Annotated in this window: 22 protein-coding genes; 8 read left to right on the top strand and 14 right to left on the bottom strand. The window is 65.4% G+C overall.

The genetic code is table 11. The annotated features are described in order from the left end of the window. Positions 1-77 precede the first annotated feature (77 nt). Positions 78-926, top strand: coding sequence for a LysR family transcriptional regulator (locus tag C7402_RS18510; RefSeq protein ID WP_165841917.1), 849 nt, complete (start codon positions 78-80; stop codon positions 924-926). A gap of 68 nt (positions 927-994) precedes the next feature. Here the strand turns inward: C7402_RS18510 and C7402_RS18505 are convergent, their stop codons facing one another. Next, on the bottom strand, positions 995-1,417 hold the full coding sequence (locus C7402_RS18505) for an Rrf2 family transcriptional regulator (RefSeq protein ID WP_116611582.1): 423 nt from the start codon (positions 1,415-1,417) through the stop codon (positions 995-997). Positions 1,418-1,492: 75 nt separating this feature from the next. Between C7402_RS18505 and C7402_RS18500 the strand changes: the two genes are divergently transcribed. Continuing rightward, positions 1,493-2,467, top strand: a complete 975-nt coding sequence (locus C7402_RS18500) for an alpha/beta fold hydrolase (RefSeq protein WP_244314875.1) — start codon at positions 1,493-1,495, stop codon at positions 2,465-2,467. 271 nt (positions 2,468-2,738) lie between these two features. Further along, positions 2,739-3,536, top strand: a complete 798-nt coding sequence (locus tag C7402_RS18495) for an alpha/beta fold hydrolase (protein WP_116611580.1) — start codon at positions 2,739-2,741, stop codon at positions 3,534-3,536. Between the two features lie 456 nt (positions 3,537-3,992). Here C7402_RS18495 and C7402_RS18490 read toward each other — a convergent pair whose 3' ends face one another. From C7402_RS18490 to C7402_RS18475, 4 genes are all read right to left on the bottom strand, one after another. Further along, a complete protein-coding gene (locus tag C7402_RS18490) occupies positions 3,993-4,310 on the bottom strand; it encodes a hypothetical protein (protein WP_116611579.1) in 318 nt (105 codons plus the stop codon). Continuing rightward, a complete protein-coding gene (locus tag C7402_RS18485) occupies positions 4,307-4,636 on the bottom strand; it encodes a superinfection immunity protein (protein WP_116611578.1) in 330 nt (109 codons plus the stop codon). Before C7402_RS18485 ends, C7402_RS18490 begins: the two co-directional genes overlap by 4 nt. Positions 4,637-4,848: 212 nt before the next feature. Continuing rightward, positions 4,849-6,159, bottom strand: coding sequence for an MFS transporter (locus C7402_RS18480; protein ID WP_116611577.1), 1,311 nt, complete (start codon positions 6,157-6,159; stop codon positions 4,849-4,851). Positions 6,160-6,190: 31 nt separating this feature from the next. Next, complete coding sequence (locus tag C7402_RS18475; protein ID WP_116611700.1) at positions 6,191-7,228, bottom strand: ABC transporter substrate-binding protein; 1,038 nt, start codon at positions 7,226-7,228, stop codon at positions 6,191-6,193. A 165-nt stretch (positions 7,229-7,393) separates the two neighbouring features. On the opposite strand from C7402_RS18475, the gene C7402_RS18470 reads away from it, so the two are divergent. Then, positions 7,394-8,059 (top strand): response regulator transcription factor, encoded by a 666-nt coding sequence (locus C7402_RS18470; protein ID WP_112172298.1) that lies wholly within the window; start codon positions 7,394-7,396, stop codon positions 8,057-8,059. Then, positions 8,046-9,479: a sensor histidine kinase gene (locus C7402_RS18465; protein WP_116611576.1), complete on the top strand. Its 1,434-nt coding sequence runs from the start codon at positions 8,046-8,048 to the stop codon at positions 9,477-9,479. The genes C7402_RS18470 and C7402_RS18465 overlap by 14 nt, the downstream gene beginning before the upstream one ends. Here the strand turns inward: C7402_RS18465 and C7402_RS18460 are convergent. Beyond that, positions 9,466-10,242 carry a TIM barrel protein gene (locus tag C7402_RS18460; protein ID WP_244314874.1) on the bottom strand — a complete coding sequence of 259 codons (777 nt, stop codon included), beginning with the start codon at positions 10,240-10,242 and terminating at the stop codon, positions 9,466-9,468. The two genes, C7402_RS18465 and C7402_RS18460, sit on opposite strands and share 14 nt — an antisense overlap. Positions 10,243-10,467: 225 nt before the next feature. Here C7402_RS18460 and C7402_RS18455 point away from each other — a divergent pair, with 225 nt between their 5' ends. Beyond that, positions 10,468-12,171, top strand: coding sequence for an ABC transporter substrate-binding protein (locus tag C7402_RS18455; RefSeq protein WP_116611574.1), 1,704 nt, complete (start codon positions 10,468-10,470; stop codon positions 12,169-12,171). On the opposite strand, the gene C7402_RS18450 is transcribed toward C7402_RS18455, so the two are convergent. The 6 genes from C7402_RS18450 to C7402_RS18425 all read right to left on the bottom strand — a co-directional run bounded on the left by C7402_RS18450 (position 12,165) and on the right by C7402_RS18425 (position 19,019). Next, positions 12,165-13,355: a sugar transporter gene (locus C7402_RS18450; RefSeq protein WP_116611573.1), complete on the bottom strand. Its 1,191-nt coding sequence runs from the start codon at positions 13,353-13,355 to the stop codon at positions 12,165-12,167. The genes C7402_RS18455 and C7402_RS18450 overlap by 7 nt on opposite strands. A gap of 106 nt (positions 13,356-13,461) precedes the next feature. Continuing rightward, positions 13,462-14,481: a Gfo/Idh/MocA family oxidoreductase gene (locus tag C7402_RS18445; RefSeq protein ID WP_116611572.1), complete on the bottom strand. Its 1,020-nt coding sequence runs from the start codon at positions 14,479-14,481 to the stop codon at positions 13,462-13,464. Positions 14,482-14,662: 181 nt separating this feature from the next. Beyond that, positions 14,663-15,985, bottom strand: coding sequence for an MFS transporter (locus C7402_RS18440; RefSeq protein ID WP_116611571.1), 1,323 nt, complete (start codon positions 15,983-15,985; stop codon positions 14,663-14,665). A gap of 67 nt (positions 15,986-16,052) precedes the next feature. Next, entirely contained in the window at positions 16,053-16,694 is a 642-nt protein-coding gene (gene leuD / locus C7402_RS18435) for a 3-isopropylmalate dehydratase small subunit (RefSeq protein WP_112172305.1), read from the bottom strand. After that, on the bottom strand, positions 16,687-18,105 hold the full coding sequence (gene leuC, locus C7402_RS18430) for a 3-isopropylmalate dehydratase large subunit (RefSeq protein ID WP_112172306.1): 1,419 nt from the start codon (positions 18,103-18,105) through the stop codon (positions 16,687-16,689). The genes leuD and leuC overlap by 8 nt, the downstream gene beginning before the upstream one ends. Positions 18,106-18,140: 35 nt before the next feature. Further along, entirely contained in the window at positions 18,141-19,019 is an 879-nt protein-coding gene (locus C7402_RS18425; RefSeq protein ID WP_116611570.1) for an alpha/beta fold hydrolase, read from the bottom strand. A gap of 117 nt (positions 19,020-19,136) precedes the next feature. Between C7402_RS18425 and C7402_RS18420 the strand changes: the two genes are divergently transcribed. Both C7402_RS18420 and C7402_RS18415 read left to right on the top strand, forming a co-directional pair. After that, complete coding sequence (locus tag C7402_RS18420; protein ID WP_116611569.1) at positions 19,137-20,069, top strand: LysR family transcriptional regulator; 933 nt, start codon at positions 19,137-19,139, stop codon at positions 20,067-20,069. A gap of 290 nt (positions 20,070-20,359) precedes the next feature. Next, positions 20,360-21,184, top strand: coding sequence for an alpha/beta fold hydrolase (locus C7402_RS18415; protein ID WP_112172309.1), 825 nt, complete (start codon positions 20,360-20,362; stop codon positions 21,182-21,184). 24 nt (positions 21,185-21,208) lie between these two features. On the opposite strand, the gene C7402_RS18410 is transcribed toward C7402_RS18415, so the two are convergent. Together C7402_RS18410 and C7402_RS18405 are read right to left on the bottom strand one after the other, a co-directional pair. After that, positions 21,209-21,457: a hypothetical protein gene (locus C7402_RS18410; RefSeq protein ID WP_116611568.1), complete on the bottom strand. Its 249-nt coding sequence runs from the start codon at positions 21,455-21,457 to the stop codon at positions 21,209-21,211. Between the two features lie 62 nt (positions 21,458-21,519). Further along, positions 21,520-21,936 (bottom strand): MarR family winged helix-turn-helix transcriptional regulator, encoded by a 417-nt coding sequence (locus C7402_RS18405; RefSeq protein ID WP_116611567.1) that lies wholly within the window; start codon positions 21,934-21,936, stop codon positions 21,520-21,522. Between the last annotated feature and the right edge of the window lie 68 nt (positions 21,937-22,004).

Raw genomic sequence — 22,004 nt, 5'->3', positions numbered from 1 at the left:
AGGAAACCTCAGTCTGCGCCTGAGCGACGCCAGCGATAAGACCGCTAGAATGGCGACTCCCGCCAATGAGATGGACAATGGATATCAACGGCTCCCTCGCCTTTGTAGCCGTCGTGAATTGCGGCTCGTTCGCCGCCGCCGCGCGCGAGCTGGGCGTGCCGCGCTCGACCGTGAGCGCGCGCGTGGCCGCCCTGGAGACGCGGCTCGGCGTGCGGCTGCTGCGACGCTCGACACGCCGCCTCGCGCTGACCGACGACGGCGAGGCGTGGTACGCGAGCGTCGGCGACGCCATTGTGACCTTGCGCGACGCCGAGCGGCGCGGTCTTGCCGAAGGCGCAGCGCTGTACGGCACGATTCGCCTGAGCGTGCCGCTCGACTTCCCTGAGGCCGTGCTCGCCGACGCCATCGCCACGTTCATCGCGGCGCACGCGCGCGTGCGCGTTGAGGTGCACGCCAGCAACGATGTCGTGGATTTCGTCGGCGACAGGTTCGATCTGGCCATACGCGGAGGCAAGCCGGGCGGCAACGACATGGTGGCGCGGCGCATTGCGAGTTTCCGCATGGCGGCGTTCGCCAGTCCGGCATGGCTCGCGCAGCGCGAGCGCACGGCGGCGAAGCCCGCATCACTCACCGCCTCGCTCGCCTTCTCCCCGCACGCGAATCGCTCCGCGCGCGTCGCGGCCAATAGTTTCGGTCTGCTAAAGGAATTGGCGATACGCGGCGCGGGCGTTGCGATGCTGCCCGCGCATTTGTGTACGGACGCGCTCGCGGCCGGTACGCTGATCGAGATCGACGTGGCCGCGAAGTCTGCCGCGCAGCAGGGCCTCTACCTCGTTTATCCGTCGCGCGGCGATATGAGCGCACGCGTGCGCGCATTCGCGCAGCATCTCGGCGACGCGCTGGAACGGCTCGCGCCGGCCGCTTGACGTCTGCTGCTGACGTCGCAAGCGCACCGCGCGCAACCGCTTGTTGCAACGCCTGAGGCAAATGTCACTCAACGAGCCGGCGCCTTGATTTTCCGAGCGATGTCGGAAAGCCGCACTTTCGCAAGACGCCGGAGCAGCGCATCCTCGGCCGAATCCAGCGCATCGCCAAGGAATTGATTGACAGCGGACTCCACCGGGCAAGCCGGGTTGTCCTGCGCCGTTCCGATCGCGAATGCGCTCGTGTGCGCGATAGCCGCATAGACGTCGCGCACGGTGAGATCGCCGATTTCACACGACAGAACCCAGCCTCCCCCCGGCCCGGCAATCGACTCCACATAACCGGCTTCGCGCAGCGCCGCCATGGTCCTTCGCACCAGCGATGGCTGCGTGTGCAGCATTTTCGCAATCGTTTCGGAGTTGGTCGTGCCGCCGCGCAGGCTCATGTGAATGAGCACGTGAAGCAGCCGGGCGAGCCGTGTATCTCGTTGCATGTCGTTCAAGCAAACTAATCGTGACATTTGATGTTACGATTTCGCGTGATCTTTTGCAACCGTCGGAGCGCGATCGTGCACGCATTCACTCAGTCGTTTATCGAAACCCATGACGTTCGCCTGAGCGTCGACTCTCAAGGCACGGGGCCACTGGTATTGTTCCTCCATGGATTCCCCGAAACCTCGTACGCGTGGCGACACCAGCTCGCGGCCGTGTCGAATGCCGGATTTCACGCAGTTGCGCCGGATCTGCGCGGCTTCGGACGCAGCGATTGTCCGGCGCAAACGGAGCGATACACGACGCTGGACATCATCGGCGACATCGTGGGTATCGTGGATGCGCTCGGCGAGCAAAACGCCGTCGTGGTGGGAAACGATTGGGGGGCAACCATTGCGTGGCAAGCCGCCCTGCTGCGCCCCGACCGCTTTCGCGCGGTCGCGGCGCTCGGCGTTCCCATGATGGACCGAGCCCCGATCACACCGAGCCGGTTATTCCCGCTGACCGACGAGGCGTGGTTTTACACGCACTATTTCGCCGAGCCGGGGCAGGCCGAAGGCGAACTCGAACGTGACATCGCCACTACCTTGCGCAAGATTTATTTCTGGGCTTCAGGGGACGCGGGCCCACGCGGCGAGATAACACCCAATCCCTTCGGGCTCGTTGCGCGGGACGGGGGACTCCTCGACGCCTTGCCTGAACCCGCTTCGCTACCCGCCTGGCTCGATGCCTGCGACTTCGACGTTTTTGTGAAAGCCTTCGAGGTGTCGGGGTTTCGCGGAGGCTTGAACTATTACCGCAATCTTGACCGCAACTGGGCACTCCAGTCGGCCTTTAGCGGCTTGCTCGTCCAAACTCCAGCCCTTTATCTGGCGGGGGAGTACGACACGGGGCTGGCGATTCCAGGCATGCACGACATCATCCGCGCGATGCCGAAACTTGTGCCCAATCTTCGCGACTCGCAAATCATTGCGCGAGCGGGCCACTGGCTGCAACAAGAAGCCCCGGACCGCGTCAACGCCGCCTTGATCGCGTTTCTGCGCGATCTTTAGGAGCTGTGTCACCGCACGACTCCTGACGCGCTTCCTTCCGTACAGGATCTACCCGCCAGCTTGGGTCACCTGAACTCGTATGGCTTTAATGACCGAACTCGCGTCCACTTCGGAAGTCCACGCCCTTTTTCCAATACCTGAATGGGGAGAAGTGCCCGCCTGTTGACGCTCGTTCAAACGATTGATACGATGATGTCACTTTGAAAACGCCCTCCCGGTTCGCCGGGAGGGCGTTTCGTTTTGGTTCCCTCAATCCAGATGGAACCATGCGATGAAAGTTCCCCTTGAAATCCGTCCGGGATCGGACGCCGGCCTCGGCTATGTAAAGTACGGCAATGGCCCGGTCCATGTCCTGGTCATGCATGACTGGCTCGGCGACCACGCGAGCTACGATGCGGTCGTGCCCTGGCTCGATGGCCATGCGCTCACCTACGTTTTCGTCGATTTGCGTGGCTACGGGCAATCCATCGCATTGACGGGTGAATTCACCGTCGAGGAAATTGCCGCCGATTGCCTCACGCTCGCCGATCAACTCGGCTGGGGGCGCTTCCACGTAATCGGTCACTCGATGACCGGGATGATCACGCAACACATTGCGGCGGACGCGCCTTCTCGTGTCACCAGCGCAATCGCGGTGTGCCCCGTTTCCGCTGCCGGAAACCGGTTAAGCCCGGAGGCCCTGACCTTCTTTGCCAGCACGGTGGACGACGACAACGCCCTGCGGCGCTTGTTCAAGTTTGTCTCCGGCGGCCTTTCCGACGAGTGGGCCGATAGCAAGGTGCAACATAGCCGCGCGACGGTCGCACCTGCGTGCCGGAGGCCATACCTCGACATGCTGGTCACGGCAAATTTCGTCGATGACGTACAGGGTCTTGCAACACCTTTCCTGGTCATGGTCGGCGACAACGACCCGGGCCTCGATGCGAAGGCAATGCAACGCACGTTTCTCGCATGGCATCCGAATGCCGAGCTGCACGTTATTCCTGATTGCGGCCATTACCCGATGCAGGCGTGCCCGCGATACTTCGCAACCGTCGTCGAGCGTTTCCTGAAGCGCCACACCACTTGACCTGAGCCCGGCTACCGGCGAAGTCAACGTCACGATTTCGCCGCGCGCGGCCGCCTTTGTCCGCGCACCGCCTTCGCGGCGATTCGAATCACATCGCGTTCGAGCGCGGGCGGCAACTCCGCTTTCAACAGTTCGACCCAAGCGCGAGTCCTGGCTTCGAGAAACTTCCTCGACGGCATCAGCATATAAACCCCCACGTCAGGCGCGCGCCACTCGGGCAACGAGGCTGGAACCCGGCAGGCAGCGCGCGAGATACACGCTCACGCTCATGCCGCGGCCAGCAGATTCCATACGTACTGCGAAGCACTGTATTCGCCGGTCACCGCCGGGTACTGCGCGCAATACTTCGTCACGAGGGGCACCACGCGGCGATCGCCGGAGCTCATGCAGAGGGCCCGCATTGCGCCCACGAAGGCGCGCCGAGTCGCCGGTCGAATTGAAGCCGCGTTGATCGCGTCAAAGCTTCGGATGGCACTCGAAGCGAATCACCGAATCGTGCTCGCTCAACGCGTCGATGCCGGCCGTGTGCTCGTAGTTCATGCTCGGTTGCATGCCACGGCTTTCACAGTAATCGGTCGCCTCGGTCATGGCGCGGCGATGGGCGCGCGCCCATGCAAGACGGCCGCCCGAAGCGGACGCCGAGGCGACAAACACGCCCTGCTTGTCCGTCGCGCTCACATCGCTCGATGACGCGCAGCCCGCCAGCAAGGCGCACGCGGCGGCAAGCGAAACCAGCACCTTGGGGCGCGACCGCACGAAGCGCAACGCATTCATGAACACTGCTCCGCCGCGCCGCCCCGTGCGGCCTTCTCACGGCGCGTGAGCGCCGTGCGCAACGTTGCGTGCTGCACGAGCTTCTCGCTGGTGGCATGCCCGGCCGCGCCGCGAATGCGCATCGCCGTGCGCGGCAGCAGCCCGTTATGGCGGCTGTGCGCCCACGCCCGCGCGGCGAACCAGCCCACGATGGTCCAGCCCAGCAGGACATTGACCAGCGTGATGGCGAACGCGTCGCGGTGATTGCGCGCGTCGGCTTCGATTGACGGAATCAGATACAGGGTCAAGGCGGCGATGACCGCGGCCCCTTCGAGAATTTGCAGCATTGCAGGTCCTCATGCTCAAGCGCTGCGATCATCGCAGCGGCATAAGGACACAGTTTAGGATCGTTCTATCGAAAATCTATGCCAATAGAACGAATTCTCTGTTGCCGCAATATGGACAATCCGCGCAGGTGCAGAAGGACGGCCAAAGTCATCCGACCCCAGACCCTGCATGACGGGGCGGCGGCATGCTGCGCGCCGCCCTCAAAGGTGGCTCAGGCGGGCACGCCTTCCATCGTGCGCCCGGAGCGTCCCCACGCAACGAGCGCGCCGAAGCCCAGCACCGCGAGGCAGACGATCGGCACGATCATCGGCCCGAATGCGCTGCCGGTGACCTTGCCCGCGAACGGCATGAGATTCTGGCCGAAGAAGCCGCCGAGATTGCCGATCGAGTTGATCGCCGCAACGCTCGCCGCCGCCCGCGCACCCGTGAAGTAACGCGGCGGCATCGACCAGAAGCACGGATACAGGAGCGGAATGCACGCGCCGCCAAACACGAGCGCGATGAAGCGCAGCGGCGTGGAAGGCAACGTGAGGCTCAGCAGGAAAGCGAGCGTGCCGAGCGCGGCCACGATCGCCATCGCGCGAAGAATGCTCTTGGCGCGGCGCAGTTTCGAGGGCAGGTAGAGCAGCAGCAGCACGGCCAGCGCCCACGGCAACATGCTCAGCAGCCCGTTCATGCTGCTCGACACGCCGAACGACTTCACGAGCGTGGGCAGCCAGTAGGTCACGCCGTAGAGCGACGTGGACATCAGCATATAGGTCGCGGCGAACAGCATCACGCGCGGATCGAGCAGCGCTTTCCAGGGTTGCGAGTGTTCCGCGTGCTCGGGCTTTTCGCGTTCCAGCGCGGCGGCGACGACCTGCTTTTCGCGCTCGTTGAGAAAGCGCGCTTCCTGGTACGAAGCCGGCAGCAGCCGGAACACGATCAGGCCGACCAGCACGGCAGGGAGGCCCGTCGCGATGAACACCCACTGCCAGCCCGCCAGGCCCAATGTGCCGTCGAGACTCAACAGCCAGCCGCCCACCAGCGAGCCCAGCATGTTCGCCAGCGCGCTGCCGAGCGTGAAGATGCCGAGCACGCGCGCGCGATAGCTTTGCGGAAACCACAGCGTGAGGTAGTAGATCACGCCCGGATAGAAGCCCGCTTCGGCCACGCCCAGTGCGAGGCGCAGGCCGCAGAACACCTGCATCGAGGTCGTGAAGCCCATCAGCACCGTGATCACGCCCCACGTGAGCATGATGCGCGCGAGCCACACGCGCGCGCCGAAGCGGTGCAGCGCGAGCGTGCTCGGCACTTCGAACAGCAGATAGCTGATGAAGAACAGCGAGGACGCGAGGCCGAACGCGGCTTCGGTCATATGCAGGCTATGCACCATCTGAAGCTTGGCGAAGCCGACGTTCTGCCGGTCGATGAAGGAGATCAGAAACATCACGACGAGGATCGGCATCAGGCGTCGCGCGATCTTCGACATGATGTGCCGCTCTTCGGCGGACTGTGTGTCAAGCGTTGAATCCGTGTTCACTACGTTCTCCTGCGTTTACTTGTTGTGTTGACTACGAAGGCCGGAAGTCGCCGAGCATGGGCACGAACATGTCGTTCCATGCGCGCGGCTTCGCCTTGATCGTGCCGACCATGTACAGAAAGTCGACGTACTCCATCAACTGCTCGGGCCAGACCGAAAAGCGCGACTCGGGCGCGGACAGCGTCTGCACCACGTGTTCGCGCGAGACGCCGAAGTCCGACGCGGCGACGTAAATCGCCGCCGCGGCCTCGCGGTCGCGCACGATCATGCGATTCGCATCGTCCAGCGCGCCGAGAAACGCCCTGACCAGCGCCGGTTCGGCGTCGACAACGCGCTTGGGCGCGAACACCACGTCGAGCGTGAGCGGCCCGAGCACGTCGCTCGAATTGACGACGCGATGAATGCCGGGCTGTTGCAATTCGAGCGTCGAGAACGGCGGCGACGCGAAATGCGCGGTGATGCCGCCCTCGCGCCGCATCAGCGCCTGCATGGCCTGCGGATGCGGCATGCCCACCGTGATCGAGTCGAGTTGCGCGAAATGCTGCGGGCCGAGCAGGCGGCTTGCGACCATCTGCAACACGACGGCCGAAAGCGAGGTGCGAATGCCGGGCACCGCGATGCGGTCGGCGGGCGTGAAGTCGTGCAGCGTCGCGATCTGCGCCCGGTTCGTATTGAGCGAGAGCGAGGTGGTGGAAAGGCCGCTGATGCCGATCACCTCGACGTTCGGAATGCCGCGCGCCCGCGCCCACAGTTCGATAAAGCCGGGCGCGCCCACGGCAGCGAAGTCGAGCGTGCCGGCCATCATGGCGTCGTCGACCGAGTTGCCGCCGTCGAGCATCACCCACTCCACGCTCACGCCGCTCAGCCCCTGACGGGCCGCGTGCCGCTCGAACAGGCGCGCCTTCTCCATCACGAGCAGCGGCAGATACAGCAGGCCGTAGCCCTTCGAAATGCGCACGGTACGCGGATTCGACCGCACGAAAGCGGGCGCGATCGCCAGCGCCGCGCCAAGCCCCGCGGCCGCGACGAGCGCGCGCCGCCGCGCCGAAGGCCGCGGTGACGACTTCATGCGCATCTTGCCGTCTCCTTTCGTTCGTGTCGTAATCACGTCGCTGCATCTTCCATGGTTCGCGAGATTACCGGGCGAGTCTGAGAAAATGCTGAGAAAGTCCCCTTGGCGGGCCTCGGGAAAACCCGCAATCGAACCCATGAAGAACTCGGCAGGAACGGCAACATGCGCATTCTGGTGGTGGAAGACGACGCGGAAATCGGCGCGGCGGTTCGCGGGCGACTCACGCGCCTCGGGCACGCAGTGGACCTCGAAGCGAGCGGTGCGACCGCCAACAGCCTGCTGGGCGTCGAGCGCTTCGACCTCGTGGTGCTGGACGTGATGCTGCCGGGCATGGACGGCTTCGCGATCCTGCGCAACCTGCGCGCGGCGGGCAGCACGACCCCGGTGCTGCTCCTCACGGCGCGCTCCGCGATCGACGACCGCGTGAGCGGCTTTGGTCTGGGCGCCGACGACTACCTCGTCAAGCCATTCGATTACCGCGAGCTGGAAGCGCGCGTGCAGGCGCTCCTGCGCCGCAACAGCGGGCACGCCAACGATGTCGTGAAGCTGGGCGGCCTTACGATCGACCGCAGCAGCCGCCTCGCCGAACTCGACGGCAAACCGCTCTCGCTCTCGCGCCAGGAGTTCGCGCTGCTCGAAATCCTCGCCAGCCGCCCGCAGCGCATCTTCCCGAAAGAGGAGTTGCTGAACCAGCTGTTCAGCTACGGCAACGAGCCGAGCGCGAACGCCGTCGAACAATATGTCACGCGCGTGCGCAAGAAGCTGCAAGGCAGTTCCGTCGAGATTCGCACGGCGCGCGGCATGGGATATCAAATTGCCGCGCTTTGACTGGTTCCCGAAAACGCTGCTCGGCCGCACGCTGCTCTTCGTCGCGCTGGTCGTGGCGACGGGCGCGGCGGCGCTCGCGGGCATCGCGCGCTATTACGCGGGCGTCGCCTCCGAGCGCGCCTATGACCAGCTCCTTGCGGGCGCAACCATCCAGGTCGCCGAAAACCTCTACGTGCAGGGCGGCGTGCTCGCGCTCAACCCGCCCGTGGCCGCCTTGTCGTCACTCTCGCGCTACGACCTCGTCTACTACCGCGTGGTCGACGCGCGCGGCGTCGTGGTGGCGGGCTACGGCGACCTTCCTGGTCCCGCGAACGCCCTCGCCGCGCGCCAGGGGCCTGCGTTCGCGAACGGCCGCTACCAGGGCGAGCGCGTGCGCACGGCGACCATCGGCCGCTACATGCCCGACGCGCACCCGCCCGGCTGGGCCATGGTGACGGTCGCGCAAACCACGCACGCGCGCCAGCAACTGACCAACGACATGAGCTTCAAGGTGTGGACGCTCATTCTGCTGATGAGCGTGCTCGCCATCGGCGCGAGCGGCCTGGCGATCCGGCGCGGCCTGCGCCCGCTTGCGCAGATCGAGCAGATCATCGCCGCGCGCGACCCCGCCGACCTGCGGCCCGTGGCGCATGACACGCCCAGCGAGATCAACGCGTTGATTGGCGCCATCAACGGCCTGATCGGCCGCCTCGCGGAGCGCATGACGGCCATGCAGCGTTTTATCGCCGACGCCGCGCACCAGATGCGCACGCCGATCGCGCGCCTCGACGCGCAGATCGAACTGCTCAGCACGGAGTCCGATCCCGCGCGCCACGCGGCGCGCCTCGAAGCGTTGCGCACGACCTGCTCCGACGTCGGGCGCCTCACGGGCCAGTTGCTCAACCACGCGATGGTGATTCATCGCACGGAGGTCGTGCCGCTGCAACCGGTCGATCTCGCCAGGCTTGCGAAGGAAGTGCTCGGCCGCACGATCCCGCTTGCCGACGAACGCGACGTGAATGTGGCGTTCGAGAGCAGCGCGCCGCAAGTATGGATTGCGGGCGACCCCGTGAGCTTGCAGGAAGCGCTCTCGAATGTGCTGCACAACGCGCTGCTGCACGGCAAGGCCGACGACATCGTCGTCACTGTCGTCACCCCCGACGCCGCGCGCGACACCGTCACCCTCACCGTGACCGACAACGGCCAGGGCATGCCCCGCGAACATTGGGAAGCGGCGCTGCGTCCGTTCGAGCGCCTCGCGCAGGAAAGCGCGGAGCGGCCCACGGGCTCCGGCCTCGGACTCGCGATCGTGCAGGCCGTGATGAAGGCGCACGGCGGCAGCGTGGGCTTTGCGTTTCCCGCACGCGGCGGGTTTGCCGTGGTGCTGACGTTTCCCCGCGCGACCGCAACGGGCGAGGACGCGCGGGCTACGACACCGTGAATGCCTCGCGAAAGCGCCGCAGCGCGAGTTCGTCGTCGCCGCTTGCCCAGCCTTCCAGGCCTATCGTGCCGCGATAGCCCAGCGCGGCAAGCGCGCGCGCGATCGCGGGGTAGTTGATCTCTCCGGTGCCCGGCTCCTTGCGGCCCGGCACGTCGGCCACCTGAATCTCGCCGATATAGGGCGCCGCGCGGCGCACCAGTTCGATCAGGTTGCCCTCGCCGATCTGCGCGTGATAGAGATCGAGATTCAGTCGCAGATGCGGGCTGCCGACCGCCTTCACGAGCGCGAGCGTGTCGGCGGCGCGCGCGAACGGCACGCCCGGATGGTCCACCTCGGTATTGAGATTCTCCAGACAAAACACCACGTCGTGCTGTGCGCCCAGCGCGGCGATACGCGCCAGGGTCGCGTGCGCGGCCAGCCACATCTCGCCGCTCACGACCGGCACCGGCGTGACCGGCAAGCCCTTCGCGTCGAGCCCCGTGCCGTGCAGATTCAGGCGCGGGCAAGCGAGGCGCTTCGCGGTTTCGATGGACTGTGCCGCCGTGCGCAACAGCGCGTCGGCGCCGCGCGCGGTGATGAGGTCGCCTTCGACATAGCCCGTCATCGACGAAAAACGCGCGCCCGTGCGGGCGAGCGCGCCGATATCGTGCCGGGTCCAGTCCCAGATCTCGACATCGAATCCCAGCTCACTGATACGCCGGATTCGCTCGACAACGGGCAGGTCACGAAAAATCATTTCCGCGCATACAGCAAGATTGAACATGTGCATTCCTTAGCAATTCCGCTGAGGTTGAAAGGGCATGTCGCCATGCACGGAAATCTTAGAGCCGATCCGCAGCGCCGCCATTCGGGCAAAACGTTCATTATGGTTATATGCTTTAAAAGCATCCACTTGCGACGATGAAAAGCGCACCCGCCCCTCTTACGAGCGGCGGCGGCTCTCTGCTAGACTCGACTCGGGCCCATCCACGAGCAGGAGTGCCGAAACATGCATGCGCGCGACCGCTACGCGGCGATCGCTGTCATCGACAGGCTTTCGCAGCTATTACGGACCGAATTCGGCGACACCGCGCACGAAAGCTGGCCGATTCTGAGCACGGTGCTGCAAAATCATCTGGGCAAGCGCCAAACCACGATCACCTCGCTGGCCGACAGTTCCGGCTTGCCGCGCACCACGGCGCGCCGCGTCATCTTCGCGCTCAAGGCGAAAGGCCTCCTCAAGTTCAAGCCGATCTCGGCGGCGCACAACCGCGAGCACGTCATGCCTTCCGAGCGGCTGCTCGAACATCTGGACAGTCTCACCGGGCAAACGATCAATCTGCTGATGAGCGCCGTCGACACGCGCGCGGTCGATCACTTCGACGCCAGGAGTCTCGCCGCTCCGGTGGAGATCGCGTGGCCGCGCCCTGCGGCGGCGGGCTTCAACGGCAATGTCGAACTCACGCTGCTCGCCTATGCCGATCCGGTTTTCGACATCCTCAAGCAGAACCGCACGGATATCGAGCGCTTCCTCGGCATGCGCGTGAGTATCTCGACCTATCCGCAGGACACGTACCGCGCGGTGCTGGACGATGCGCTCGCGAGCGCTGCGCAGCGCGACGCCCATACACCGCTCGTCGTGGCCATACCGTTCCCGTGGCTCGCCGGCTTGAGCGACCGCGAACAGTTGCTCGATCTCCAGGCGTTACAGGCGGGCGGCGCCGTTTCCGGGGCCGACTTCTACGACGCCGTGTGGCAGGCCGGATGGAGCCGGGGCCAACTGTTTGGCATTCCGGTTCAGCCCACCGTGGACTTCCTCTGGTATCGCAAGGATCTGTTCGACGCCGAACGGCTGCAACCGCCGCGCACCTTCGAAGACGTGATTCACTGCGCGCGCCTGCTGCATCGTCCGAGCCGGGGGCGCTTCGGCATCACGTGGACGGCGGCGCCCGGCCTGCCGCTCGCGGAGATGTTCCTGCAAATTCTCGGCGCTCAGGGCGGCGTGCTGACGAGAGACGACGGGCTCGAACTGGACATGGCCGCATGCAGGAGCGTGATCGACTATCTGCGCGCGCTCATTCCCTACTCGCCGGGCAATCTGCGCGCCAATCACTGGGCGCGCAGCGTGCAGATCTTCGGCGGCGGCAATGCGGCCATGTGCTACCACTGGTCGAACCGCTATGGCACGCTGGACGGTCACAAGCTGCTGGAGATCGGCGCGAGCATCGGGCTGCTAGAACACCCCACGATTCATGCTGACATGACGCCGGTGTCGCCGCTGGGCGGCGCGCTGCTCGCCATCCCTTCCGCCTGCAACGAAAGCGCGATACGCCTCGCGTGGCAAGCGGTCGAAACGCTGGGCTCCCCTGAGATGATGAAGTATTTCGTGTTGCACGGCGCGGCGGGCAACGCGCGCTACTCGGTGGCGGAGGACCGCTACGTGCTGCAACGCAATCGGGTGATCGGCGAGATCGACCGGCTCATGCGGGCGCAACACCCGCGCGAGGCGCACCACGTCCAGGCGTTTCCCTCGCCCGCGGTTTCGCACTATCACGAACTGGTCGACGTGCTGAGCTCGCACCTCGAAGCCTTGCTCTTCAACGAAGAGGCCGACCTCGACGCAGGCGTCGCGAACCTCGTGGGCGCGTCAGGCGCAGGCCGCCGCGCGGCTTCAAGCTCGGCTTCAAGCTCGGCCTCAAGCGCCGCTCAATGAGCGGACGCGTGCGCCCGGCCATACATGCGCAGCGCCAGCCAGCACACCGCCGCGCCGAGCCCGCCCACCACGCCGCCGAACGTGCCCACCCACGAAACGCCGAAGTCGTTCGCGATATGGTTGCCAAGCAGCGCGCCTGCGCCGATGCCCACGTTATAGAGCCCCGAATAGATGGACACGGCGAGATCCGCCGCTTCCGGCGCGAGCTTCAACACCCACGCCTGCATCGCGAGACCGAAACAGACGATCGCACCGCCCCATATCACCGTATGCACGGAAAGCGTGACGATACTGAGCGCGCTGGGAAACAGCACGAGCAGACACACGAACACCGTGAACACGGCGCCTTGCAGAAATTGCCCCGGCTGCTTCGGGTAGATGCGGTTAAAGCAGATGGCGGCGGGAATGCCCGCGCTGCCGAACAGGATGAGCAGGTACGTGATCCGGTGGCTGCTCTGGTGGCCAACGGTTTGAATGAACGGCTCGATATACGTGTATGACGTGAAATGCGCCGAAACGACGAGAATCGTGATCAGATAGAGCGACACGAGCATCGGCTTTTTGAACAGCACGGGCACGCTGCTGAACGAGCCCGCTTGCTGGCTCGGCAACAACGGCAGCGTCATGCGCAGCATGAGCAACGCGGCGGCAGCCGCGCCCGCGATGACGAGAAAGGCCTGACGCCAACCGAGCAGTTCGCTAATGACGCGCCCGAGCGGAATGCCCGCGACCATGGCGATCGAGGTGCCCATTCCCAGCATGGCGAGCGCCCGGCTCTTGTTGCCGGGCGGCGCGAGCCTCACCACGAGCGAGACGGAAATCGACCAGAAAATCGCATGCGCGAATGCAATGCCCATTCTCCCGACCATCAGCACCGTGAAATTCCAGGCAACGCCCGTCACGACATGGCTCACGATAAAGAGCGCGAACACGATGGTCAGCAACTTGCGGCGCTCCACGTTGCGGGTAAGCAGCATCAACGGCAGCGAAGCGACGGCCACGGTCCACGCGTAGATCGTCAGCATGATGCCGACGTCGGTCGACTTCATGTGCAGACTGTCGCCAATTGCGCTGAGCAGCGCAACGGGCACGAATTCGGTGGTGTTGAAAATAAAAGCCGAGAGCGCTAATACGAGCACTCCCCACCACGAATGTCGGGACGAAACCGGTTCAGGCGTTGACATACCAGATTGATGCGAAAATCGACAAGGCGCAATTATCGCGTATTGCTCGCCCGACCATGCCTGAAACGGCCCAACGCCTGCTGGTCGCCCGTCGGGCCGCGCCCGCTCACCTCACGGCAACAGGCCCCTGTTCGCGCACCGATTCGATGCACGCGAGCGCAATGGCGAGCGCGCGGCGCGCGTCCTCGCCGGCCGGCCCGCCAACGGGCTCGCGCTTGCGAACAGCCTGCACGAACGACGCAAGCTGGGCCGTGTAGCCCGCCGCGAAATGCTCCGTGTCGCGACGCCATGTGTCTTGCGTCACGCCGTGCCGGTCGAACAGCGTCATGCTGGAGCGGCGCACATCGCCCATGGTGACCATGCCGCCCGGACCAAACACCTCGCCGCGAATGTCGTAGCCGTACAGCGCCGAGAAGTTCGCCTCCGCCACCGCGATCGAACCGTTGTCGAACCGGATCGTCACGACCGCCGTATCCAGAAAGCCCTTTTCCTTCGCGTCGGGGCGCACGAGCGCGTCGGCCGCCGCGTAGACTTCCGTCGCGCGCGCACCGGCGTTGAGCCACAGCAGCGTGTCGAAATCGTGGATCAGGGTCTCGTAGAAAATGGTCCAGTGCGGGATGCGCGCGGGATCGCCGCCAAACGGGCCGGGGTCGCGCGTGAGCGAGCGCAGCAGTTGCGGCGCACCGATCCGGCCCGCCGCGATTGCCGCGTGGCTTTCGGCAAAGGCTTGATCCCAGCGGCGGTTGAAGCCCACCTGCAACGGCACTTCGGCGCTGCGCGCGGCGGCGATCGCGCGGTCGGCCTCTTCCAGCGTCAGCGCCATCGGCTTTTCGCAAAAGATCGCCTTGCCGGCTTCGGCGGCCTGCACCACGATGTTCGTGTGAAAGCGCGCGGGCGTGGCGATGATGACGGCGTCGAGGCCGGGTTGCGCGAGCAGTTGCGCCACATCCGTATAGGCGTGGTCGACGTCGAGCGCAGAAGCGAGTTTCTCGGCCGCGCCGGGCGCGGGATCGGCAATCGCGACGAGATGGGCGTCCACGAGGCGGCGCGCCACGGTTTCCCCATGAAACGAGCCGATACGGCCGGCGCCGATCAGGCCGATATTGACGGATTTGTTACGCGACATATCAGGAATCCTCTACGTTTTATCTCGCGCACCATGCGATGAGCCGTGGGGCGTCGTGCGCGTCTCCAGTGTTGTGTTCTTCCCGCCTGTCCCACGGGGGGCAGGCGTCAGGTCGATCTTAGGACCTGTTCAACACCGCAGACGCGACCGGAAACATCCAGATCGGCTATCCCGATACAAATCAGCAGCTTACGTCGAGCGCCGCGCGCCGGGCGCGCAGCCCGAACGCATAGGCGAGCACGGCGGAAACCAGCAGCGTCGCGCTCACGAAGTACAGCCCCAGTGAGTAGTCGCCGCTCACGTCGCGCAACCGGCCGATCACCATCGGGCCGATCGTGCCGCCTATCAGGCTGCCCATCGCGTTGATGAGCGCAATGCCCGCGGCCGCAGCCGAGCCCGACAGGAACTGCGTGGGCATGCTCCAGAGCGGCGGCTTCGCCGCGTTGATGCCGAAATTCGCGATCGAAAGCCCGACGATCAACACGATGGCGTTGGCGGCGTACCCCGACAGCAGCATACCCACGCCTGCCGCGAGACACGCAATCGCAACGTGCAGCCGGCGCTCGTTCGTACGGTCCGAGTGCCGGGCCCAGAGCACCATCGTGAGGACCGCGAACAGATTGGGAATCGCGTTCACCAGGCCCAGCTCGAAATAGCTGAAGCCGAAGCGGTGGATGATCATGGGCGCCCAGATGCCGATGGCGTACAGGCCGGTCGACGTGCCCGCGTAGACGAGCGCCAGCAGCAGCACGCGCGGGTCCTTCACCGCCGCCCAAACGCTCGACTGGCTCTGCGCGGCCTTCGCCTCGCGTTCGCGCCGCATTGCGTCGCTCAGCCACTGCCGCTCGGCGGGCGCGAGCCATCGGGCGTCGTCAGGCCGGTCGGTCAGATAGAAGAACGACACGACGCCGAGCAGCACCGTGGGCGCGCCTTCCACGAGGAACAGCCACTGCCAGCCGTGCAGGTGCGCAACGCCGTCGAGATTCATGAGCGCGCCGGAAATGGGCGAGCCGATCATGTTCGAGAGCGGCGCGGCGGTCATGAACATCGCCGTGACGAATGCGCGATGGCGCGCGGGAAACCAGAAGCTCAGGTAGAGAATGATGCCGGGAAAGAAGCCTGCCTCGGCCAGACCGAGCACGAAGCGCAGCGTGTAGAAGCTGTACGGGCCGCTGGCGAACGCCGTGGCCGCGGAGAGCACGCCCCACACGACCATCAGCAGTGCGATCCATTTTCGCGCGCCAACGCGTTGCAGCACGAGGTTGGACGGCATGCCGGCGGCGATATAGCCCACGAAGAATATGCCCGCGCCAATGCCGAACATGGCCTGCGAGAGCCCGATGTCGTGATTCATCGTGAGGCCCGCGAAGCCGACGTTCACGCGATTCAGAAAGCTCAGGAAATACAGGACGATGATGAACGGCGTGATGCGTCGTGAGACCTTGCGCACGACGCCGGTTTCCAGCGCGGCGGCGTCCTGGGGGTGGACTGCGGCAGTGCTCATGGTTGTCTCCTCCTGTTGCGCGCTGCGCGCGCAACGTCTGGTTTTATCGGTCAGCGTTGTCGTTCAATCACGACGCTTGCCGCTGTTGCGCGGGCAAATCGATGCGGCACCAAGGCTGCGCCGCCCAATGCCTTGCCTCGAACGCGTCGATCGCCTCTTGCTGGCGCAGCGTCATGCCGATCATGTCGAGCCCTTCCACGAGCATCTGCTTCTGGCGCGCAGCCAGCGAAAACGCATAGCGCCGCCCCGAAGGCGTCACCACCACTTCGTTCTCGACATCGATCGAGAGCGTCTTGTCGCCGCCGCCTTCGACTTCCTCGACTAGCGCCTCGACCTGTTCGGGCGGCAGCGTGACGAGCAGCAGCCGGTTGTTCATCGCGTTGAAGTAAAAGATCTCGCCGTAGCCCGGCGCGATCACGGCCTCGAAACCGGCCTGCTGCAAGCCCCACACCGCATGTTCGCGGCTCGATCCGCAGCCGAAGTTCGAGCCGCCGATCAGGATCTTCGCGCCGCGATAGTCGGCGCGATTGAGCACGAAGGCTTCGCGCGCGCGGCCTTCGGCATCGAAGCGCAGGTCGTACAGCAGCCCGCGCGCGAGCCCCGATTTGTCGATGCCGAGCAGGAATTGCTTCGGCATGATCTGGTCGGTGTCGAGGTTGTTGACCGGCAGCGGCGCGGCGACGCCGGAAATCGTGAACGGCTTAGCCATGTGCAAGCTCCTTGCGAATGTCGACGATACGGCCCGCGATCGCGGCGGCGGCGGCCATCGCGGGGCTCATCAAATGGGTGCGGCTGTCGCGTCCCTGGCGTCCTTCGAAATTGCGGTTCGTTGTCGATGCGCAGCGCTCGCCGGGGGCGAGCACGTCGTCGTTCATCGCGAGACACATCGAGCAGCCGGGTTGCCGCCATTCGAAGCCCGCGTCGATCAGCGCCTGCGCAATGCCTTCGCGCTCCGCCTGGTCGCGCACCATGCCCGATCCGGGCACGACCATCGCACGCACCGTCGCGGCCACCTTGCGCCCGCGCACGACCTGTACCACCGCGCGCAGGTCCTCGATGCGCGCATTCGTGCACGAGCCGATGAACACGCGGTCGATCGGCGTGCCCTCGATCGGCGCGCCGGCGCGCAGGCCGATGTAGTCGAGCGCCTTGTGCAGCGTCGCGGCATCGAGCCCCGAGCCTTCGGCGGCGAGAGGCACGCAGCCGTCCACGGGAACCGCCTGGTCCGGGCTCGTGCCCCACGTGACGTAAGGCGCGATGCGCGCGGCGTCGAAGCGATGCTCCGCGTCGAAATGCGCATCGGCGTCGGGGTGCAACTTCGACCACGCCTCACACGCGGCGTCGAGCGTCTTCGCGTCGAGGTCGCGCACCTTGCCGCGCACATAGTCGAGCGTCGTGCGGTCCGGCGCGATCAGCGCGGCGCGCGCGCCCGCTTCCACGGTCATGTTGCACAGGGTCATGCGCGCCTCGGCCGACAGCGCGGCGATGGCCTCGCCCGCGTATTCCACGGCGTAGCCGCGCGCGCCTTGCGCGCCGATCTTCGCGATGATGTGCAGCACGAGATCCTTCGCGGTCGTGCCGGGCGGCAGCGCGCCGTCCACGACAATGCGCATGTCCTTCGCAACGCGGTACACGAGCGTTTGCGTTGCCAGCACGTGCTCGACCTCCGACGTGCCGATGCCGAAGCCGAGCGCACCAAGCGCGCCATAGGTGGTCGTGTGGCTGTCGCCGCACAGCACGACCATGCCGGGACGAATCAGCCCGATCTCGGGCGCGACGACGTGTTCGATGCCCTGCACGGGGTCGTGAATATCGAACAGGTGAATGCCCTGCTCCGCACAATTGCGGGTGAAGTTGGCAGCCTGCTTCGCCGCGTCGACGATCTCGATCGTGCGCGCGGCGACGGGCACCGGCCGACTCGGAATCACGTGATCGACCACGCCCATCTGCTGGCGCGCACGCCGCACGCGCAGTCCCTTTTCGGCCAGACCCGCGAAAGCCTGCGGGCTGGTGTACTCGTTCATGATGTGCAGATCGGCGTAGAGCAGAACGTGCTCGGCGTCGATGGTTGATACGGTATGCGAATCAACCAGTTTTTGATAAAGCGTGTGTGAGGACATGATGAAACCCGACTGAAAATGGTCAAACGGTCGAATCAGCGATCGAGAAACGGCAGCACGTGTTCGAGCAACAGTTGCGGCGCTTCTTCCGCCATGTAGTGTCCGCACGGCAACGCCTCGCCGCTCACGCTTTCGCTCCAGCTTCGCCACTCGGCCAATGGATCGAAGCACTGGCCGACCGTGCCGTGCGCGCCCCACAAGGCGAGGAACGGGCACACGATGCGCTTGCCCGCCGCGAGATCCGCGCGGTCGTGTTCGAGGTCGATCGTGATCGACGCGCGGTAGTCCTCGCAGATGCCGTGCGCCGTGGCCGGGTCCGAGAGGCAGCGCAGATAGTGCGCGTAGGCCTCGGGTGCGAACGGGGCGAGCCCCGCGCTGCGCGCGCCCATGGTCTGCTTCAGATACAGGTCGGGGTCGGCGCGAATCAGCGTTTCCGGAAACGGCGCCGGGCGCACGAGAAAGAACCAGTGCCAGTAGGCCCGCGCGAATGCGAACGAGGTTTGCTCGTACATCGCGACCGTCGGCGCGACGTCGAGCGTCACGAGCCGCGTAACGGCGTGAGGATGATCGACCGCCATGCGCGCGGCGACGCGCCCGCCCCGGTCGTGACCGACGAGCGCGAACGACGCGTAGCCGAGGCCCCGCATGAGTTCGACCTGATCGAGCGCCATGCGGCGCTTGGCGTAGGTGGAATGGTCGGGTGCGCCTTGCGGCTTGCCGCTTTCGCCGTAGCCGCGCAGGTCGGCGACGATCACCGTGAACCGCTCGGCAAGCGCCGGCGCCACCTTGTGCCAGATCGCGTGGGTTTGCGGATGGCCGTGCAGCAGCAGCAGCGCGGGACCGCGCCCGCCCTTGAGCGCGTGAATGCGAACGCCGTCGATATCCGCCGCGACGTTGGTGAAGCCTTCGAACATGCTTGTCTCCCGAAGTGGCTTGCAGTCTAATTGATGCCGTGGGCGATTGGGTTTCCGCAAAAGCAATCCGGTCGTAACTTTCAGGAACGAATCAAACGCAGCGCAGGGAGCGGCGCCATGGATGCATTTTCCGATCTGAACCTGTTTGCGCTGGTGGCGCGCAACCGCAATCTGGCGGCGGCGGCGCGCGAACTGGGGGTCACCCCGCCCGCCGTGAGCAAGCGGCTCGCGCAACTGGAGCAGCGCCTTGGCGTGCGGCTCGTGAACCGCACCACGCGGCGTCTCTCGCTCACGCCGGAAGGCGAGTTGTATCTCGCGAACGGGTCGCGCATTCTCGACGAGCTGTCGGAGCTGGAGCAACTCGTCACGCGCAGCCGTGGCGAACCGGCGGGCCTCTTGCGCGTGAACGCGTCGTTCGGCTTTGGCCGCGCGCATGTCGCGCCCGCCGTGTCGGCATATGTCGAGCGCTTTCCCGCGATGAAAATCCAGTTGCAGTTGACGGAGCGCCCGCTCAGTCTTCAGGAAGAAGGCTTCGATCTCGGCATACGGTTTGGCGAAGTGCCCGACGCGCGCATCAACGCGCGCCTGCTGCTGAAGAACCGGCGCATCGTGTGCGCGTCGCCTGCGTATCTGAAGCAGCATGGCAAGCCCGCCGCGCCGCACGATCTCACGAAGCACACGTGCATCGTGCTGCGTGAAAATGATTCGGCGTACGGAACATGGCACTTCGCGCGCGGCAAGCGCGCCGAGACCGTGAAGGTCGATGGCGCGCTGTCCAGCAACGACGGCAGCAGCGTGCTGCGCTGGGCGCTCGACGGACGCGGCATTGTCGTGCGCTCGCAGTGGGAAATCGGCGGGCACATCGAGCGCGGGGAACTCGTGCCGCTGCTCGCCGACTGGGCGCTGCCGAACGCCGATATTCACGCGATCTATCTCGAACGCAACAAGCTCTCCGCGAAGCTGCGCAGTTTCGTGGAGTTTCTCGGCAACTATCTGCGCGAGGAGCCCGTGGGGAAAAAGGCGGCGCATGGCAAGGCGGCCCGGCCATGAAACCGGGTCTGCAAACGTCCGCGACAAACGCGCGAAAAGCCGGATATAAAACGACGCTTGCACGCGTTAATGCGCGCGTACACCTCCACGGCATAACCAGCGGCTTGTCTCTATACTGATCTCCATGCCGTCCCTGCCTCGCTGTGTGACGCGCAGGTTCCGGCATGCTTCGTATCCGTGTCGCCTTAACCCCCGGACGTTGTCGCTGACGGCCGCGCGCAAGACGTGCGGGCGCGAGAGCGTCTGTCCGCTTCGTGATTCGTACGTAGTTCGAAACAGGAGAGTTTCCGATGAGCACTTTCACCACCCGCGATGGCACGTCGATCTATTACAAAGACTGGGGCAGCGGCCGGCCCGTCGTCTTTTCGCACGGCTGGCCGCTTTCGGCCGATGCCTGGGACGCGCAAATGCTCTTCCTCGTGCAAAACGGCTTTCGCACGATCGCACACGACCGTCGCGGCCACGGCCGCTCCGATCAGCCCGCGAAGGGCAACGACATGGACACCTGGGCCGACGACCTGGCCGAACTGCTCGACAAGCTCGACGTGAAAGACGCCACGCTCGTCGGTCACTCCACGGGCGGCGGCGAAGTCGCGCGCTACATCGGCCGTCACGGCACGAAGCGCGTGGCGGGCGCGGTCCTGATCGGCGCGGTGCCGCCCATCATGATCAAGAGCGAAAAGAATCCGGGCGGCCTGCCCAAGGATGTGTTCGACGGCATCCGCAAGGGCGTGATCGACAATCGCTCGCAGTTCTTCAAGGAACTCGCGGTGCCGTTCTACGGCTTCAACCGCAGCGGCGCGAAAGTCTCGCAGGGCACGATCGACTCGTTCTGGCTGCAAGGCATGCTCGGCGGCATCCTCGCGCTCCATGACTGCGTGCACGAGTTCTCCGAAGTCGACTACACGGAAGACCTCAAGAAGTTCGACGTGCCCACGCTGGTGCTGCACGGCGACGACGACCAGATCGTGCCGATCGACGACGCGGGCAAGCTCTCCGCAAAGATCGTCAAGGACGCCACGCTCAAGATTTATCCGGGCGGCCCGCACGGCATGTGCACGACGATGGCCGACCAGGTCAACGCCGATCTGCTCGCGTTCCTGAACCGCAAGTAACGCGGCTGCGCGCGGCGTGCCCGCTCAACGCGAGCACGCCGTCAACGCCTGCACGTACTGCGCCTGCCACGCGGGGTCTTGCCCGAAAGCCGCGAGGTCCGCGTGCAAGTCGTTCGCGTAGGCGGCCACGCAGGCGCGGTTGTTCGCCTCCACGGCGCCCGGCATATAAACCATCGCCACAACGACCGCGCCCACCGCCAGCGCGGCAATCGTCAGACCCATCGCCCAACGCCATCCCTCGGCCCCTGCACCCTTCAGCGCCGCTTCGCTCATGGTTATTCTCCTTATTGATTAGCAAGACAATCATCTGCGCAAAAAAATCGCGCGAGCCACCCTCACGCGAGTCCCTTACGGATCTCGTGCATGCCCGTCACCGTCGACTCGAACAGGTCGGCGCCCACTTGCGCACGCAGGCGCCGCGCGACGTCGGCGCTCGCGCCGTTGATGGGGCCATCGAGCCCCGTGCCGCGCGCCGTGGGAAAGAGCCCCCATTCGCGGCCGTCCGCCTCGCCCTGGCGACGTTCGAGCAGGTCTTTCTCGCACAGGCTGTCGACGAGGCGCGTGGCCGTGGGCCGCGCGATGCCGAGCGTTTGCGCAACGTCGCTCGCCAGGCACCCCGGCTTCGCGAGCACCACGCGCAGCACGAAGCCCTGCGCGGGCGTGAGGCCGAACGGCGCATAGGCGGCGGCCCATTCGCGCTCCACGAGACGCGCGAGCGCCGCCGAATTGAAGTAAAGGCAATGATCGAACATGGCGACATGAAACCATGAATTGATTAGCAAGGCAATCGTTATCGCGAACGCCTGCGGATCGATTTGCG

This window comes from Paraburkholderia unamae (assembly GCF_003096875.1).
Lineage (GTDB): Bacteria > Pseudomonadota > Gammaproteobacteria > Burkholderiales > Burkholderiaceae > Paraburkholderia > Paraburkholderia unamae.
This window is presented reverse-complemented; position numbering and strand designations above follow the sequence as displayed.